Below are 16,831 nucleotides of genomic sequence, written 5' to 3' on the forward strand. Positions count from 1 at the left end.
TCCGGCGCTGCGTCGATCGCGTCGTACGCCTTGAACTCGCCACCGAAACGCTCCGCGCCCACCTTCGTCAGTGCCGCCGTCAGCGTGGTCTTGCCGTGGTCGACGTGACCGATCGTGCCCACGTTCACGTGCGGCTTGGTGCGCTCAAAYTTACCCTTGGCCATGATTGTCTCTCTTTAAAGTTTGATGCTTGTTCTGTGGTAACGAGGCGCCGGCGAGGGCCGGCGCCACGCACTTCAATGACACGGGGACTTCAATTAACCGCCCTTCTTCATCACCGCGTCGGCGATGTTGTTCGGGGCTTCGGCGTAATGGTCGAATTCCATCGTGAACGTCGCGCGACCCTGGGTCAGCGAACGGATCGTGGTGGCGTAACCGAACATCTCGCCCAGTGGCACCATCGCATTGATGGTCTTGCCCGACGGCGTGTCGTCCTGGCCCTGGAGCAGGCCGCGACGACGGCTCAGGTCGCCCATCACGTCGCCGACATACTCTTCCGGCGTCACGACTTCGACCTTCATGATCGGCTCGAGCAGGACCGGATCGGCCTTGCGGAAGCCTTCCTTGAACGCCATCGACGAGGCGAGCTTGAACGCCATTTCCGACGAGTCGACGTCATGGTAGGAACCGAACACGAGCTTGACCTTGATGCCCACGACCGGGAAGCCGGCCAGCGGACCGCTGGTGATCGTCTCGCGCAGGCCCTTCTCGACCGCCGGGATGAACTCCTTCGGGATCACGCCGCCGGTGATGTCGTTGACGAACAGGAAATCGTTCTTGACGTCCTCGTTGGCACGGTCGGCTTCGTTCATCGGCGACAGCTCGATGACGACGTGGCCGTACTGGCCCTTACCGCCCGACTGCTTGGCGTGCTTGTAGTCCGACTTGACGTCCGACTTGCGGATGGTCTCGCGGTACGCCACCTGCGGCTTGCCGACGTTGGCCTCGACATTGAACTCGCGACGCATGCGGTCGACGAGGATGTCCAGGTGCAACTCGCCCATGCCGGCGATGATCGTCTGGCCCGACTCTTCGTCGGTACGCACGCGGAACGAAGGATCTTCCTGCGCCAGGCGACCCAGTGCCATGCCCATCTTTTCCTGATCGGACTTGGTCTTGGGCTCGACCGCCATCGAGATGACGGGCTCCGGGAAGGTCATGCGCTCGAGGGTGATGATGTGATCCTGCGCGCACAGCGTGTCGCCGGTGGTCACGTCCTTCAGGCCCACGGCCGCGGCGATGTCGCCGGCGCGGACTTCCTTGATCTCGTCGCGCTGGTTGGCGTGCATCTGCAGGATGCGGCCCACGCGCTCCTTCTTCGACTTGACCGGGTTGTACACCTGGTCGCCGGAGTTGAGCACGCCCGAGTAGACGCGGAAGAAGGTCAGCGAACCGACGAACGGGTCGGTCATGATCTTGAACGCAAGCGCCGAGAACGGCTCGGTGTCGGACGCGGTGCGGGTGTCTTCCTTGTCGTCCTCGTCGATGCCCTGGACCGGCGGACGGTCGGCCGGCGACGGCAGCAGGTTGATCACGCCGTCGAGCATGGCCTGCACGCCCTTGTTCTTGAACGCCGAACCGCAGAAGACAGGCACGATCTCGACGCGCAGGGTGCGCGCGCGCAGACCCGCGACGATCTCCGCCTCGGTGAGCTCGCCTTCGTTGAGGTACTTGTCCATCAGCTCTTCGGACGCTTCGGCGGCGGCTTCGACCATGAAGTTGCGCGCTGCATCGGCCTGGGCCTGGAGGTTCGCCGGGATCTCGCGGTACTCGAACACGGTGCCCTGCGAGGCGACATCCCAATGGATGGCCTTCATCTTGAGCAGGTCGACCACGCCCTCGAAGCCGTCTTCAGCGCCGATCGGCACCTGCATCGGTACGGCGTAGGCGCCAAGGCGCGCACGCAGCTGCTCGACGACCTTGTCGAAGTTGGCGCCGGTGCGGTCCATCTTGTTGACGAACGCCATGCGCGGCACGGAGTACTTGTTGGCCTGACGCCACACGGTCTCGGACTGCGGCTGGACGCCACCGACGGCGCACAGCACGAACACCGCACCGTCGAGCACGCGCAGCGAACGCTCGACTTCGATGGTGAAGTCGACGTGGCCTGGGGTGTCGATGATGTTGAAGCGGTGCTCAGGCAGGGACTTGTCCATGCCCTTCCAGAACGCGGTCGTAGCGGCCGACGTAATGGTGATGCCGCGCTCCTGCTCCTGCTCCATCCAGTCCATCGTCGCGGCACCTTCGTGCACTTCGCCGATCTTGTGGCTGACACCGGTGTAGAACAGGATGCGTTCGGACGTGGTGGTCTTGCCGGCATCGATGTGAGCCATGATGCCGAAGTTGCGGTAACGCTCGATGGGAGTGGTGCGAGCCACGGGACCCTCTCGTAAGTTTTCGAATTCCAAATGGCCGGACGCCGCCTCAAAGGCGGCCTCCGGTTCGCGTGGCGGCTTTCACACCGCCGCGGCAGCACATGTCGTGCTGCTGAGTGGGGCGACCCCCTATATGGGGGCGCCCGGCTCAGATCACCAGCGGTAGTGGGCGAACGCCTTGTTCGCTTCCGCCATGCGGTGGGTTTCTTCGCGCTTCTTGATGGCGCCGCCGCGGCTTTCCGAGGCGTCGATCAGTTCGGCAGCGAGCTTGCGCGGCATGGTGTTCTCGCCGCGCTTGCGCGCCGACTCGATCAGCCAGCGCATGGCCAGCGCCATGCGGCGCGAGGCACGGACTTCGACCGGCACCTGGTAGGTGGCACCGCCGACGCGACGCGACTTCACTTCGACCGCAGGCGAGACGTTGCCCAGTGCCTTCTCGACAAGCTCGAGGGCATTGGGGCTCTTCTCGCTGATGGCATCCATCGCGCCGTAGACGATCTTCTCGGCGACCGACTTCTTGCCGCTCTGCATGACCATGTTGATGAAACGGGCGATCGTCTCGCTGCCGTGCTTGGGGTCCGGCAGGACCGAACGCTGAGGGGTGGAACCTTTACGCGACATGGTGCGTACCTATTCTCGTGATTCTTGTACGGAGACCGAAACGGTCGTCCGGCTTAGGACTTCGGACGCTTGGCGCCGTACTTGGAGCGGCTCTGGCGACGCTTGGCGACACCGGCGGCATCGAGCGAGCCACGCACGGTGTGGTAGCGCACGCCCGGCAGGTCCTTGACGCGACCGCCGCGGATCAGCACGACCGAGTGCTCCTGCAGGTTGTGACCTTCGCCGCCGATGTACGAGATGATCTCGTAGCCATTGGTCAGGCGAACCTTCGCGACCTTGCGCAGAGCCGAGTTCGGCTTCTTCGGGGTCGTGGTGTACACGCGGGTGCAAACGCCACGGCGCTGCGGGCAGTTCGCGAGCGCCGGCGAGGCACTCTTGTAGGTGGTCGCCTGCCGCGGCTTGCGGACCAGCTGATTGATCGTCGCCATCTGGAACTCTTTGAAGAAGGCCTGGATTGGCCTTTCGTGGAAAAACGAACGGCACGCCGGGGCAACCCGGCATACCGAGACGAAAAAGTATAGCCCGCGTCGGACGTGACCGTCAACGCGAGCTAAACCGGTGTGCTCCGCCCGGGCCGCCGAAGGCAGCCTGCGTGGTCGGAACTTCACTGCGATCCCGCCCATCCTGGGCCGAACACGAGGCGCGTCCTGCATCCTCATTTCGTGATCTGGACGGCCTCACGAGGAGGCTGTCGGTATTTCCGTGATTGTAACCGGATTTGCCGGCCGAAACCAAGCCAAACCGGAGCGGGACCAGGGCGGGAAACTCCCGCCCTGCCCCGTTTGCTGCTTACGAGGCGCTCGAGTCGCCTTCGACCTCGGCCACTTCCACGACCGGCTCGGCCGCCGAAGCGACCGGCGCCGACAGCGCTTCCATCTCCGAGTCGGTCAGGCCCGACGCGTTCTTTCGGCGCAGCGTGTGGTACGCCAGGCCGGTACCGGCCGGGATCAGGCGGCCGACGATCACGTTCTCCTTCAGGCCGCGCAGGCCGTCACGGGTGCCGCGGACGGCAGCCTCGGTCAGGACGCGGGTGGTCTCCTGGAAGGAGGCCGCCGAGATGAACGACTCGGTTGCCAGCGAGGCCTTGGTGATGCCCAGCAGGACCGGCTCGTAACCCGCCAGGATCTCGTTGCGACCGGCCAGGCGGGCGTTCTCTTCGATGAGACGCTGACGCTCGACCTGCTCGCCGTTGAGGAACTTGCTGTCGCCCTGGTCGGTGATCTCGACCTTGCGCAGCATCTGGCGAACGATCACCTCGATGTGCTTGTCGTTGATCTTCACGCCCTGCAGGCGATAGACGTCCTGGATTTCCTTGGTCAGATACACGGCCAGCGGTTCGACACCGAGCAGGCGCAGGATGTCCTGCGGGCCCGGCTCGCCGTCCACCACGGTCTCGCCCTTCTCCACGTGCTCGCCTTCGAACACGATGATCTGGCGGTACTTCGGGATCAGCTCCTCGTGCTCGTTGCCGTCGGTGTCCTTGATGATCAGGCGCTGCTTGCCCTTGGTGTCCTTACCGAAGGAGACGATGCCCGAGCGCTCGGCCAGGACCGCCGGGTCCTTGGGCTTGCGCGCTTCGAACAGGTCGGCAACGCGCGGCAGACCGCCGGTGATGTCGCGGGTCTTGGACGCTTCCTGCGGGATCTTGGCGACCACGTCGCCCACGCCGACCGGCGCGCCGTCCTGCAGGTTGACGATCGAGCGCGGCGGCAGCAGGTACTGCGCCGGCAGGTCGGTACCCGGGATCGACAGGTCCTTGCCGCTCTTGTCGACGATGCGGACGATCGGACGCAGGTCCTTGCCCTGCGAGCCGCGACGCTTCGGATCGGTGATCTCGCGCGAGGCCAGGCCGGTCAGTTCGTCGGTCTTCTCGATCACGGTCACGCCATCGACGAAGTCGATGAAGCGAACGAAACCGGCGACTTCCGAAACGATCGGGTGGTTATGCGGATCCCAGCTGGCCACCGTCTGGCCGGCCTTGATGCTGGCGCCATCCTTGACGTTGACCGTGGCGCCGTACGGCAGCTTGTAGCGCTCGCGCTCACGGCCGTGGCCGTCGAGCACCGACAACTCGCCCGAACGCGACACCGCGACCAGGTGGCCACCGGCGTGATCGACGTGCTTGAGGTTGTTGAACTTGATGCTACCGGTGGTCTTGACCGTGACGTTGTCGATGGCGGCGGCACGCGAAGCGGCACCACCGATGTGGAACGTACGCATGGTCAGCTGCGTACCCGGCTCACCGATCGACTGCGCGGCGACAACGCCGACCGCTTCGCCGTGGTTGACCAGGTGACCGCGACCCAGGTCGCGACCGTAGCAGTGGGCGCAGACACCGAACGAGCTGCGGCAGGTGATCGTCGAACGGACCTTGATCGACTGGACGCTGGCGTCGTCGAGCTTCTGCACCCAGCCCTCGTCGAGCAGGGTGTTGCGGGTGACGATCGGCTCTTCGTCGTTGCCCGGCAGGAACACGTCCTCGGCCACGACACGACCCAGCACGCGGTCGCGCAGCGGCTCGACCACGTCGCCGCCTTCCACGATCGGCGTCATGGTCAGGCCTTCCAGCGTGCCGCAATCGTCCTCGGTGATCACCACGTCCTGCGCCACGTCGACGAGGCGACGGGTCAGGTAACCGGAGTTCGCCGTCTTCAGCGCGGTATCGGCCAGGCCCTTACGTGCGCCGTGGGTCGAGATGAAGTACTGGAGAACGTTCAGGCCTTCGCGGAAGTTCGCGGTGATCGGCGTCTCGATGATCGAGCCGTCGGGCTTGGCCATCAGGCCGCGCATACCGGCGAGCTGACGGATCTGGGCCTGCGAACCACGGGCGCCGGAGTCGGCCATGATGTAGATCGAGTTCATCGACTTCTGGTCGATGGTCTCGCCCTTGGCGTTGAGCACCTTCTCGGTGCCGATCGCGTCCATCATCGCCTTGGCCACGCGCTCGTTCGTGCGCGACCAGATGTCGACGACCTTGTTGTAGCGCTCGCCGGCGGTGACCAGGCCCGACTGGTACTGCTCCTGGATTTCCAGGACCTCGGCTTCGGCCTCGGCCAGGATGCCCTTCTTCTCGACCGGGATCAGCATGTCGTCGATGCCGATGGAGACGCCGGCGCGGGTCGCGTAAGCGAAGCCGGTGTACATCAGCTTGTCGGCGAACACGACCGTGTCCTTCAGGCCGAGCATGCGGTAGCAGGAGTTGATCAGTCGGCTGATGTTCTTCTTGGTCAGCTCGACGTTGGCCAGCGCGAACGGCAGGCCCTCCGGCAGGATCTCGCGCAGCAGGGCGCGACCCACGGTCGTGTCGACAATCGAGGTCTTCTGCTCGCTGGTGCCGTCCTCGTTGTTCACCGTCTCGGTGATGCGGACCTTGCACTTGGCGTGCAGCTGCACGACGCGGTTGTCGTAGGCGCGCTTGACTTCGGCGACGTTGGCGAACGCCATGCCCTCGCCTGCCTTGTTCTCAAGGCCGCGGGTCATGTAGTACAGGCCCAGCACGACGTCCTGCGACGGCACGATGATCGGCTCGCCGTTGGCCGGCGACAGGATGTTGTTGGACGCCATCATCAACGCGCGCGCTTCCAGCTGGGCTTCCAGCGAGAGCGGCACGTGGACGGCCATCTGGTCACCGTCGAAGTCGGCGTTGAACGCGGTGCAGACCAGCGGGTGCAGCTGGATCGCCTTGCCTTCGATCAGCACCGGCTCGAACGCCTGGATGCCCAGGCGGTGCAGCGTCGGTGCGCGGTTGAGCAGGACCGGATGCTCGCGGATCACCTCTTCGAGGATGTCCCACACCTCGGCCTCTTCGCGCTCGACGAGCTTCTTGGCGGCCTTGATGGTGGTGGCCAGGCCACGGCGCTGCAGCTTGGCGAAGATGAAGGGCTTGAACAGCTCGAGCGCCATCTTCTTCGGCAGGCCGCACTCGTGCAGGCGCAGCGTCGGGCCGACCACGATGACCGAACGGCCCGAGTAGTCGACGCGCTTGCCCAGCAGGTTCTGGCGGAAGCGACCCTGCTTGCCCTTGATCATGTCGGCGAGCGACTTGAGCGGGCGCTTGTTGGTGCCGGTGATGGCACGGCCGCGACGGCCGTTGTCCATCAGCGCGTCAACCGACTCCTGCAGCATGCGCTTCTCGTTGCGCACGATGATGTCGGGCGCATTGAGTTCGAGCAGGCGACGCAGGCGGTTGTTGCGGTTGATGACGCGGCGGTACAGGTCGTTGAGGTCGGAGGTCGCGAAGCGGCCGCCGTCCAGCGGAACCAGCGGACGCAGGTCCGGCGGCAGCACCGGCAGCACGGTCATGACCATCCACTCCGGGCGGTTGCCCGACTCGAGGAAGGCTTCGACCAGCTTGATGCGCTTGGTGAGGCGCTTGAGCTTGGTTTCGCTGTTGGTCGAGGAGATCTCTTCCTTCAGCTGCACCATCTCCGACTGCAGGTCGATCGTGCGCAGCAGCTCGTAGACGGCCTCGGCGCCCATGGCGGCCTCGAAGTCGTCGCCGTGCTCCTGGCGCGCCTGCAGGAACTGCTCTTCCGTCAGCAGGTTGCCGCGCTCCAGTGCGGTCAGGCCCGGCTCCGTCACCACGTAGGCTTCGAAGTACAGGATGCGCTCGATGTCACGCAGGGTCATGTCCAGCATCAGGCCGATGCGCGAGGGCAGCGACTTGAGGAACCAGATGTGCGCGACCGGCGAAGCCAGGTCGATGTGGCCCATGCGCTCGCGACGGACCTTGGCCAGGGTGACCTCGGTGCCGCACTTCTCGCAGACCACGCCGCGGTGCTTCATGCGCTTGTACTTGCCGCACAGGCACTCGTAGTCCTTGATCGGACCGAAGATGGCGGCGCAGAACAGGCCGTCACGCTCGGGCTTGAAGGTACGGTAGTTGATGGTTTCCGGCTTCTTCACTTCGCCGAACGACCACGAACGGATCAGGTCGGGCGAAGCCAGCGCGATCTTGATCGCATCGAAGTCGATGGTCTGTCGCTGCTGGTTGAACAGATTCAGAAGGTCTTTCATTTTGTTCTCCGGGAATCGGGAATAGAGAATGGGGAAGCGGGTTTCCTCAGTTCTCTTCCAGCTCCATGTTGATCGCGAGCGAGCGGATTTCCTTCACGAGCACGTTGAAGGACTCCGGCATGCCGGCGACCATCTCGTACTCGCCGTCGACGATGTTCTTGTACATCTGGTTGCGGCCCTGCACGTCGTCGGACTTCACCGTCAGCATTTCCTGCAGGGTGTAGGCCGCGCCGTAGGCTTCCAGCGCCCAGACTTCCATCTCGCCGAAGCGCTGGCCACCGAACTGCGCCTTGCCGCCCAGCGGCTGCTGGGTGACGAGCGAGTACGGACCAGTGGAACGGGCGTGCATCTTGTCGTCGACCAGGTGGTTCAGCTTCAGCATGTGCATGTAGCCAACCGTGACCGGACGCTCGAACGACTCACCGGTGCGACCGTCGAACAGCATGGTCTGGCCGCTGGTGGGCAGGTCGGCGAGCTCGAGCATCCGCTTGATCTCCGACTCGGCGGCGCCGTCGAACACCGGGGTGGCCATCGGCACGCCATCGCACAGGTTCTTGGCGAGCGTCAGCAGCTCCTCGTCGCTGAACTGGGTCAGGTCGACGCGGTCACCGGCGATCTTGGTGTCGTGGTTGTAGATGTCGTCGAGGAACTGACGCAGCTCGGAGACCTTCTGCTGTGCTTCCAGCATCCGCTGGATCTTCTGGCCCAGGCCCTTTGCGGCCCAGCCCAGATGCACTTCGAGGATCTGGCCGATGTTCATACGCGACGGCACGCCCAGCGGGTTCAGGACGATGTCGACGGTCTGGCCGTCGGCCGCGTACGGCATGTCCTGCACCGGCACGATGGTCGACACGACACCCTTGTTGCCGTGGCGGCCGGCCATCTTGTCGCCCGGCTGGATGCGGCGCTTCACCGCGAGGAACACCTTGACCATCTTCAGCACGCCCGGTGCGAGGTCGTCGCCCTGGGTGATCTTGCCGCGCTTGTCGGCGAAGCGCTTCTCGAACTCGGCCTTGTGGACCTCGATCTGCTTCTGCGCGCGCTCGATCGCCTCGACCGCTTCCTCGTCCTTCATGCGCAGGGTGAACCAGTCCTTGCGGGACAGGCCCTCGAGCACGAGCGAGGTGACGGTGTCGCCCTTCTTCAGGCCACCGCCGCCGTTGGCGACGCGACCGATCAGCTGGGTGCGCAGACGGTCGTAGATCGCAGCCTCGAGGATGCGGTACTGGTCGTCGAAGTCCTTCTTGACGCGACGGATCTCGTATTCCTCGATCTGGCGCGCGCGCTTGTCCTTCTCGATGCCGTCGCGGGTGAAGACCTGCACGTCGATGACGGTGCCGTCCATGCCCGGCGGAACGCGCAGCGAGCTGTCCTTAACGTCGGAGGCCTTCTCGCCGAAGATCGCGCGAAGCAGCTTCTCTTCCGGGGTCAGCTGCGACTCGCCCTTCGGCGTGACCTTGCCGACCAGGATGTCGCCGGCACGCACTTCGGCGCCGATGTAGACCACGCCCGACTCGTCGAGGCGGTTGAGGGCCTGCTCGGAGACGTTCGGGATGTCGGCGGAGATTTCCTCCGGTCCCAGCTTGGTGTCGCGGGCGACGCAGGTCAGCTCTTCGATGTGGATCGTGGTGTAGCGATCCTGCTCGACCACGCGCTCGGAGAGCAGGATCGAGTCCTCGAAGTTGTAGCCGTTCCACGGCATGAACGCGACCAGCATGTTCTGGCCGAGCGCGAGCTCGCCAATGTCGGTCGAGGGGCCGTCGGCCAGCACGTCGCCGCGCGCAACCACGTCACCGACGATCACCAGCGGACGCTGGTTGATGCAGGTGTTCTGGTTGGAGCGGGTGTACTTGATCAGGGTGTAGATGTCGACGCCGGCATCGGTCTCGCCAACGATTTCCTTCTCGTTGACCTTGACCACGATGCGGCCTGCGTCGATCTGCTCGATCACGCCACCACGACGGGCATTGACGGTCACGCCCGAGTCGCGCGCCACGGCGCGCTCGATGCCGGTACCGACCAGCGGCTTCTGCGCACGCAGCGTCGGCACGGCCTGGCGCTGCATGTTGGCGCCCATCAGTGCGCGGTTGGCGTCGTCGTGCTCGAGGAACGGGACGAGGGCCGCAGCGACCGACACGGTCTGCATCGGCGAGACGTCCATGAAGTGGATCTCGCTCGGCGGACGCAGCATCGACTCGCCCTGGTAACGGCAGGCGACGAACTGGGCGGTGATGTTGTTGTCGTCGTCGGTCGGTGCATTGGCCTGGGCGATGACGTACTCGTTCTCTTCGATCGCCGACAGGTACTCGACGGCGTCGGTGACGCGGCCGTCGATGACCTTGCGGTACGGCGTCTCGAGGAAGCCGTAACGGTTGGTGCGGGCGAACACGGCGAGCGAGTTGATCAGGCCGATGTTCGGGCCTTCCGGCGTCTCGATGGTGCACACGCGGCCGTAGTGGGTCGGGTGCACGTCGCGCACTTCGAAGCCGGCGCGCTCACGGGTCAGGCCGCCCGGGCCGAGGGCCGAGACGCGACGCTTGTGGGTGACTTCCGACAGCGGGTTGTTCTGGTCCATGAACTGCGACAGCTGCGAGGAGCCGAAGAACTCCTTGATCGCGGCGGCCACCGGCTTGGCGTTGATCAGCTCCTGCGGGGTCAGGCCTTCGGACTCGGCCATCGACAGGCGCTCCTTGACCGCGCGCTCGACGCGGACCAGGCCGACGCGGAACACGTTCTCGGCCATTTCGCCGACCGAACGCACGCGACGGTTGCCCAGGTGGTCGATGTCGTCGACCGTGCCGCGACCGTTGCGGATCTCGGTCAGCACGCGGATCACGTCGAGGATGTCGGACGTGGCGCCGTTGGCGTTGCGCAGGCGCACCGACTCCTCGTCCTTGCGCTCGGCAAAGTACTTGGCGTCATAGAGCACCGAAGCGCCCTCGGTTTCCTTGCGGCCCAGGCGACGGTTGAACTTCATCCGGCCCACGGCCGACAGGTCGTAGCGCTCGAAGGTGAAGAACAGGTTGTGGAACAGGTTCTGCGCGGCGTCCTTGGTGGGCGGCTCGCCCGGACGCATCATGCGGTAGATCTCGACCAGCGCTTCCAGCTGCGTCTTCGACGGATCGATGCGCAGGGTGTTGGACAGGTACGCGCCGCGATCGAGGTCGTTCACCCACAGGGTGCCGACCGCGTCGATGCCGGCCTTGCGGAAGGCGGCCAGCTGGTCTTCGTTGATCTCGTCGTTGGCCGTGGCCAGCAGCTCGCCGGTCTTGGAGTCGACGACGTCGTGCGAGAGGATGCGGCCGACCAGGTAGCTGTCCGGCACGGCCAGGGCGGCGATGCCCGAAGCCTCCAGCTGCTTGACGTGGCGCGCGGTGATGCGCTTGCCGGCCTCGACGATGATCTTGTCGCCATCGGCCAGGTCGAAGTCGAGCGTTTCACCACGCAGGCGCTCGGAGACCAGCTCCCACTGCACGCCCTCGGGCATGATGTGGAAGGTGTTGATCTCGAAGAACTCGCGCAGCATTTCTTCGTTGTTGTAGCCCAGTGCGCGCAGCAGCACGGTCACCGGCAGCTTGCGGCGACGGTCGATACGGGTGAACAGCGCATCCTTCGGGTCGAACTCGAAGTCCAGCCAGGAACCGCGGTAAGGAATGATGCGGGCGCTGTACAGCAGCTTGCCCGAGCTGTGGGTCTTGCCGCGGTCGTGGTCGAAGAACACGCCCGGGCTGCGGTGCAGCTGCGAGACGATGACGCGCTCGGTGCCGTTGACGATGAAGGTGCCGTTGTCGGTCATGAGCGGGATCTCGCCCATGTAGACCTCCTGCTCCTTCACGTACTTGATGGCCTTGGTCGACGACTCACGGTCGTAGATCACCAGGCGCACGGTCACGCGCAGCGGGGCGCCGTAGGAGAGGCCGCGGTTACGGCACTCGCGCTCATCGAACGGCGGATCGCCAAGCTTGTAGCCGACGTATTCCAGGGCGGCGTTGCCGCTGTAGCTGGCGATCGGGAACACCGACTTCAGGGCCGCGTGCAGGCCGCGGTCGGCGCGCTTGGCCGGATCGATGTTTTCCTGCAGGAACTCGCGGTACGAGTCGACCTGGATGGCCAGCAGGAACGGAACTTCGAGGATGGATTTGCGCTTGCCGAAATCCTTGCGGATGCGCTTCTTTTCGGTGAACGAGTAGATGGCCCTGGAGGCCGTCGTCATGGAAGCTGTGGTCATGGTGAGCTACCGCCTCGGAGATTTTCGTTGGTGCGCCTGGACGGCGAACCGGGGGATCAAAATTGCCAGTGGGAAGTCGCTGGTATTGCCGGCACCAGCACGCCTTCTCCCGCTACTTCCGACTGTCAACTCGTTGGGTAACGCGTTGCTTCTGCCGCCCCTCGGATCGCCTTCTTCAGGGCAGTCCTTCAGGAACGGCCAAAGGCCGGGGACTTTCGTCCCCAGCCTCAGGTGGTCGCCAGTACTACGCTCTTAACAAGAGCCGGCGACACAAGTACTGAATTACTTCAGCTCGACCGATGCGCCGGCAGCCTCGAGGTCCTTCTTGAACTTCTCGGCTTCGTCCTTCGAGACGGCTTCCTTCACGGTCTGCGGAGCACCTTCGACGAGGTCCTTCGCTTCCTTCAGGCCCAAGCCGGTGATGGCGCGGACGGCCTTGATGACTTCGACCTTCTTCTCGCCGGCAGCCTTCAGGATGACGTTGAACTCGGTCTGCTCTTCGACGACGGCAGCAGCAACGGCCGGGCCAGCAGCGACGACCGGGGCAGCGGCGGAGACGCCGAACTTCTCTTCGATCGCCTTGACCAGCTCCATCACCTCGAGAAGGGTCTTCTCGGCAATGGCGTCGACGATCTGTTCGTTGGACAGGGACATGTTATTAACCTCTGGAAATTGATCTTACGAATCGATTGGTAAAGCGAGCTTGACGTGCGGGGCGTGTTACGCCGGTTCCGCCACTGCTTCGGCTTCGGCGTCGGCAACATCGCCACCGCCCTGCTTGTCGGCCACTGCCTTGACGGCGCGGGCGAACATCGTTGCCGGCTCGTTGAGGACGCGGGCCAGCATGGCGAGCGCCTGTTCGAGGGTCGGCAGCGAAGCGAGGACTTCGACGTGGCTGGCCGGATACACCTGGCCACCCATCGCGACGACCTTGGCCTGCAGCTTGTCGTTACCCTTGGCGAATTCCTTGATCAGACGACCGGCAGCGCCGGGTTCTTCCATCGAGAACGCGTACAGCAGCGGACCGGTGAGCACGTCTTTCGCGCACTCGTACTCGGTACCGACGACGGCGCGCGAAGCCAGGGTGTTCTTGACAACTTTCAAGAAAACGCCGGTTTCACGAGCCTTCTTGCGCATCGCGGTCATCTGACTGACCGTGGTGCCCGCGTACTCGACAGCAATCAAGGAGTGGGCCTTGGCGGCGACTTCTGCCAGCTCGGCTACTACTTCTTGCTTCTGGGACAGATTGAGAGCCATTGCACTCCTCCAAATGAACTCCGCTTACGGCTCCTGCCGCTTGCGGTCCTGGGCGATACCGTCCCTGGCATCGGGGATGCGCGAACATCCCGGTGGTGGCCACTCCAGAAAGATTTCCAGAAGGCACCATCTACGCAGGCCGACCCGAACGAGTCCGGATTAAGCAGCCCCGCTTCCACCGACGGCGAATCCTTGCCATGTCGAGCATCCATGCCCGTCGCCGGTAGGCGCTGACCGCACCTGCGGTCTTTGACGGCTATCGCTTCGAACCCGGAGGTTCTGGGCGATGCCCTCAAAATTTTTGTCTGCGGCATGCACCCCGCAGACGCGTCACGCACTGGCAAAACGCTCGCGCATTGCGCGAGCGCGATGCATTACTTCAGGGTCAGCGTGCCCTGGTCCACGGAAACGCCGGGGCCCATGGTGGTGCTGATCGAGATCTTCTGCAGGTACTGGCCCTTGGCGGACGACGGCTTGGCCTTGATCAGGTCGAGCAGCAGTGCGGTCAGGTTTTCCTTCAGCGACGCGTCTTCGAACGAAGCCTTGCCGATGGTGCAGTGGATGATGCCGGCCTTGTCGGTGCGGTAACGCACCTGGCCGCCCTTGGCATTCTTCACGGCTTCGGCCGGGTTCGGCGAAACAGTGCCGACCTTCGGGTTCGGCATCAGGCCACGCGGGCCGAGCACCTGGCCCAGCTTGCCGACGACGCGCATGGCGTCCGGGGTGGCGATGACGACGTCGTAGTTCAGGTCGCCGGCCATCATCTTCTCGGCCAGGTCGTCCATGCCCACGGCTTCGGCGCCAGCGGCGATGGCTTCGTCAGCCTTCGCACCGGCGGGGGCGAACACCGCCACGCGCACCGACTTGCCGGTACCGGCCGGCAGCACGGTCGAACCGCGAACCTGCTGGTCGGACTTCTTCGCGTCCACGCCCAGGCGCACAGCGACGTCGACGGACTCGACGAACTTGGCCTTGGTGGCGGTCTTCACGATCTTGAGTGCGTCGTCGATGGCGTACGTCTTGCCCGGGACAACTGCGGCCTGGATGGCCTTTTCGCGCTTGGTCATTGCCATGTCTTAACCCTCCACCACCAGGCCCATGCTGCGGGCCGAACCCGCAATCGTCTTAACCGCTGCTTCCAGGTCAGCCGCCGTGAGGTCGGCTTCCTTCTGCTTGGCGATCGCTTCGAGCTGGGCGCGGGTGACCTTGCCCACCTTGTCGGTGTTCGGGCGCTTGGAGCCCGATGCGACGCCGGCGGCCTTCTTCAGCAGCACCGAAGCCGGGGTCGACTTGGTGATGAAGGTGAAGGTACGGTCCGAGTACGCGGTGATGATGACCGGGGTCGGCAGACCCGGCTCGAGCTTGGAGGTCGCGGCGTTGAATGCCTTGCAGAACTCCATGATGTTCAGGCCGCGCTGGCCCAGGGCCGGGCCGACGGGCGGCGACGGGTTGGCCTGGCCGGCCTTGACCTGCAACTTGATGTAACCGACTACTTTCTTAGCCATTTCTCTCTCTCCGGGTGCAAGCGCCTGGACCTCAGGCTCCCCATCGCGCCGGGAAAATCACGTGTCCCGACATCACGTTGTTAGCAACTTGTTCTGCAGCACGCCGACGGCCGCCATGCGGCGGCCGGGGCTTCTGGATCGCGCTGAAAGCGGCGAGCCAGCAAGTATATCAGATGTTTATAGCCGATTGGGCGCCCTGCGCCCGACCGGCCAGACCCCGGGTCAGGCCTTCTCGACCTGCCCGAATTCCAGCTCGACCGGGGTCGAGCGGCCGAAGATGAGCACGGCCACGCGCAGGCGGCTCTTCTCGTAGTTGATCTCTTCGACCACGCCATTGAAGTCGTTGAACGGGCCGTCGATGACCCGGACCATCTCGCCCGGCTCGAACAGCACCTTGGGCTTGGGCTTCTCGACGCCTTCCTGCACGCGCTGCAGGATCATGTCGGCTTCGTGGTCGGCGATCGGCAGCGGGCGGTCGGCGGTGCCGCCGATGAAGCCCATCACTTTCGGGGTTTCCTTGACCAGGTGCCAGCTCTCGTTGTCCATGCGCGGGATGCCGGCTTCGTCATGGGTGGCAATCTGGACCAGGACATAGCCCGGGAAGAACTTGCGCTCGGAGCGGCGCTTCTGGCCGGAACGCATTTCCACGATCTCTTCGGTCGGGACCAGCACTTCACCGAAGCGCTCCTGCATGCCGTCGCGCACGATGCGGTCGCGCAACGCCTGCGCCACGGACTTCTCGAAGCCCGAGTAGGCGTGAACCACGTACCAACGCTTATGGACTTCTTCGCTCATTTCTTCAGCGCCCCAGCAGGAACTTGACGGCGGTCTGGATCACGACGTCGAAGCCGGCCAGGATCAGGCTCAGCACGGCGACGGCGATCATGACCACCCAGGTGGTGCGCAGGGCTTCCTGGCGGGTCGGCCAGACGACCTTGCGCAGCTCGAAGCGCGATTCAGACAGGAATTCGCGGGTTTGCAGGCCCTTGCCGCTGGTCAGGAACACACCGGCGCCGAGGACCAGGCCGCCAGCGACAGCCAGCGCGCGCAGCGCACCAGGCCACTGGTCGAAATAGATGTAGGCGGCCACGCCCGCAGCGACCAGCAGCACCGACAGTGCGTACTTGACGATGTCGCCGGCGGAGGTGGATCCGTGTTGTTCGACCTTGCTGTTCATCCGATCCATCGCGCGGCGGTGAGGCCACGTCTGTAGTAGCACTGTGGTTAGGAGCGTCCCGACCACGGATGACCGGGGCTCTGCGGAAGCACCCGCATGAAGTGGCACGCCAGGAGGGACTCGAACCCCCAACCTGCGGTTTTGGAGACCGCTGCTCTGCCAATTGAGCTACTGGCGTACATCATTAAAGCTTAACGGATTTGCTGGAAGCGGGTTGGACCCGGTTTCAGCCCCGAAGTTCATGGCCCCAAATTCCGATCCCCGGAATTCAGATCTCCGGAATTCAGATCTCTTAGACGGCGACGGCGAGCCGTTGCCGACTCGCCGGGAAGTCCGTCTTCGAGTCCGTCATTCCGGCGTAAGCCGGAACCCATTGTGCTGTTGATTTTGCGGGTTCAGGGCAGAAGCAACAGCAAACGGCAGAAGCAAACTAGACCCCGGCTTTCACCGGGGTGACGATCTGACAAAGCTGCGCCCGCAGAGCGGGCGCAGGTCAGATCGTCACTTGATGATCTTCGCCACCACGCCGGCGCCGACGGTACGGCCGCCTTCGCGGATTGCGAAACGCAGGCCTTCGTCCATTGCCACCGGGTTGATCAGCGAGACGACCATCTTGATGTTGTCGCCCGGCATGACCATCTCGACGCCTTCC

12 protein-coding genes, 1 tRNA gene and 1 pseudogene are annotated in these 16,831 nt (G+C 64.4%); all 14 read right to left on the reverse strand.

Going from position 1 to position 16,831, the window contains the following annotated elements:
• The coding region (locus AB4Y64_RS17435) for a GTP-binding protein (RefSeq protein ID WP_441817727.1) at positions 1–164 on the reverse strand (164 nt) is incomplete at its 3' end.
• Positions 165–257: 93 nt separating this feature from the next.
• Positions 258–2,378: an elongation factor G gene (gene fusA / locus AB4Y64_RS17440; protein WP_441817720.1), complete on the reverse strand. Its 2,121-nt coding sequence runs from the start codon at positions 2,376–2,378 to the stop codon at positions 258–260.
• A 150-nt stretch (positions 2,379–2,528) separates the two neighbouring features.
• The gene (gene rpsG, locus AB4Y64_RS17445; protein WP_441817721.1) at positions 2,529–2,996 is read right to left on the reverse strand and encodes a 30S ribosomal protein S7; all 468 of its coding nucleotides are present in this window, start codon (positions 2,994–2,996) and stop codon (positions 2,529–2,531) included.
• Positions 2,997–3,049: 53 nt separating this feature from the next.
• On the reverse strand, positions 3,050–3,424 hold the full coding sequence (rpsL, locus tag AB4Y64_RS17450) for a 30S ribosomal protein S12 (RefSeq protein WP_031373762.1): 375 nt from the start codon (positions 3,422–3,424) through the stop codon (positions 3,050–3,052).
• Positions 3,425–3,785: 361 nt separating this feature from the next.
• Positions 3,786–8,012, reverse strand: coding sequence for a DNA-directed RNA polymerase subunit beta' (gene rpoC, locus AB4Y64_RS17455; RefSeq protein WP_441817722.1), 4,227 nt, complete (start codon positions 8,010–8,012; stop codon positions 3,786–3,788).
• Positions 8,013–8,058: 46 nt separating this feature from the next.
• Positions 8,059–12,225 (reverse strand): DNA-directed RNA polymerase subunit beta, encoded by a 4,167-nt coding sequence (rpoB, locus tag AB4Y64_RS17460; RefSeq protein WP_441817728.1) that lies wholly within the window; start codon positions 12,223–12,225, stop codon positions 8,059–8,061.
• Between the two features lie 297 nt (positions 12,226–12,522).
• Positions 12,523–12,894 (reverse strand): 50S ribosomal protein L7/L12, encoded by a 372-nt coding sequence (rplL, locus tag AB4Y64_RS17465; RefSeq protein WP_386700382.1) that lies wholly within the window; start codon positions 12,892–12,894, stop codon positions 12,523–12,525.
• Between the two features lie 66 nt (positions 12,895–12,960).
• On the reverse strand, positions 12,961–13,497 hold the full coding sequence (gene rplJ, locus AB4Y64_RS17470) for a 50S ribosomal protein L10 (protein ID WP_158733601.1): 537 nt from the start codon (positions 13,495–13,497) through the stop codon (positions 12,961–12,963).
• Positions 13,498–13,871: 374 nt separating this feature from the next.
• Positions 13,872–14,570 (reverse strand): 50S ribosomal protein L1, encoded by a 699-nt coding sequence (gene rplA, locus AB4Y64_RS17475; RefSeq protein WP_441817723.1) that lies wholly within the window; start codon positions 14,568–14,570, stop codon positions 13,872–13,874.
• Positions 14,571–14,573: 3 nt separating this feature from the next.
• Entirely contained in the window at positions 14,574–15,002 is a 429-nt protein-coding gene (rplK, locus tag AB4Y64_RS17480; protein WP_441817724.1) for a 50S ribosomal protein L11, read from the reverse strand.
• Positions 15,003–15,224: 222 nt separating this feature from the next.
• Positions 15,225–15,797, reverse strand: a complete 573-nt coding sequence (gene nusG, locus AB4Y64_RS17485) for a transcription termination/antitermination protein NusG (protein WP_441817725.1) — start codon at positions 15,795–15,797, stop codon at positions 15,225–15,227.
• Positions 15,798–15,801: 4 nt separating this feature from the next.
• Positions 15,802–16,179 (reverse strand): preprotein translocase subunit SecE, encoded by a 378-nt coding sequence (gene secE, locus AB4Y64_RS17490; protein WP_441817726.1) that lies wholly within the window; start codon positions 16,177–16,179, stop codon positions 15,802–15,804.
• 102 nt (positions 16,180–16,281) lie between these two features.
• Positions 16,282–16,357 (reverse strand) — tRNA-Trp (locus AB4Y64_RS17495).
• 323 nt (positions 16,358–16,680) lie between these two features.
• Positions 16,681–16,831: pseudogene (locus AB4Y64_RS17500) on the reverse strand (hypothetical protein); the annotation flags it as partial.

Origin of the sequence: Lysobacter sp. TAF61 (genome assembly GCF_052113485.1) — a bacterium.
Lineage (GTDB): Bacteria > Pseudomonadota > Gammaproteobacteria > Xanthomonadales > Xanthomonadaceae > Lysobacter_J.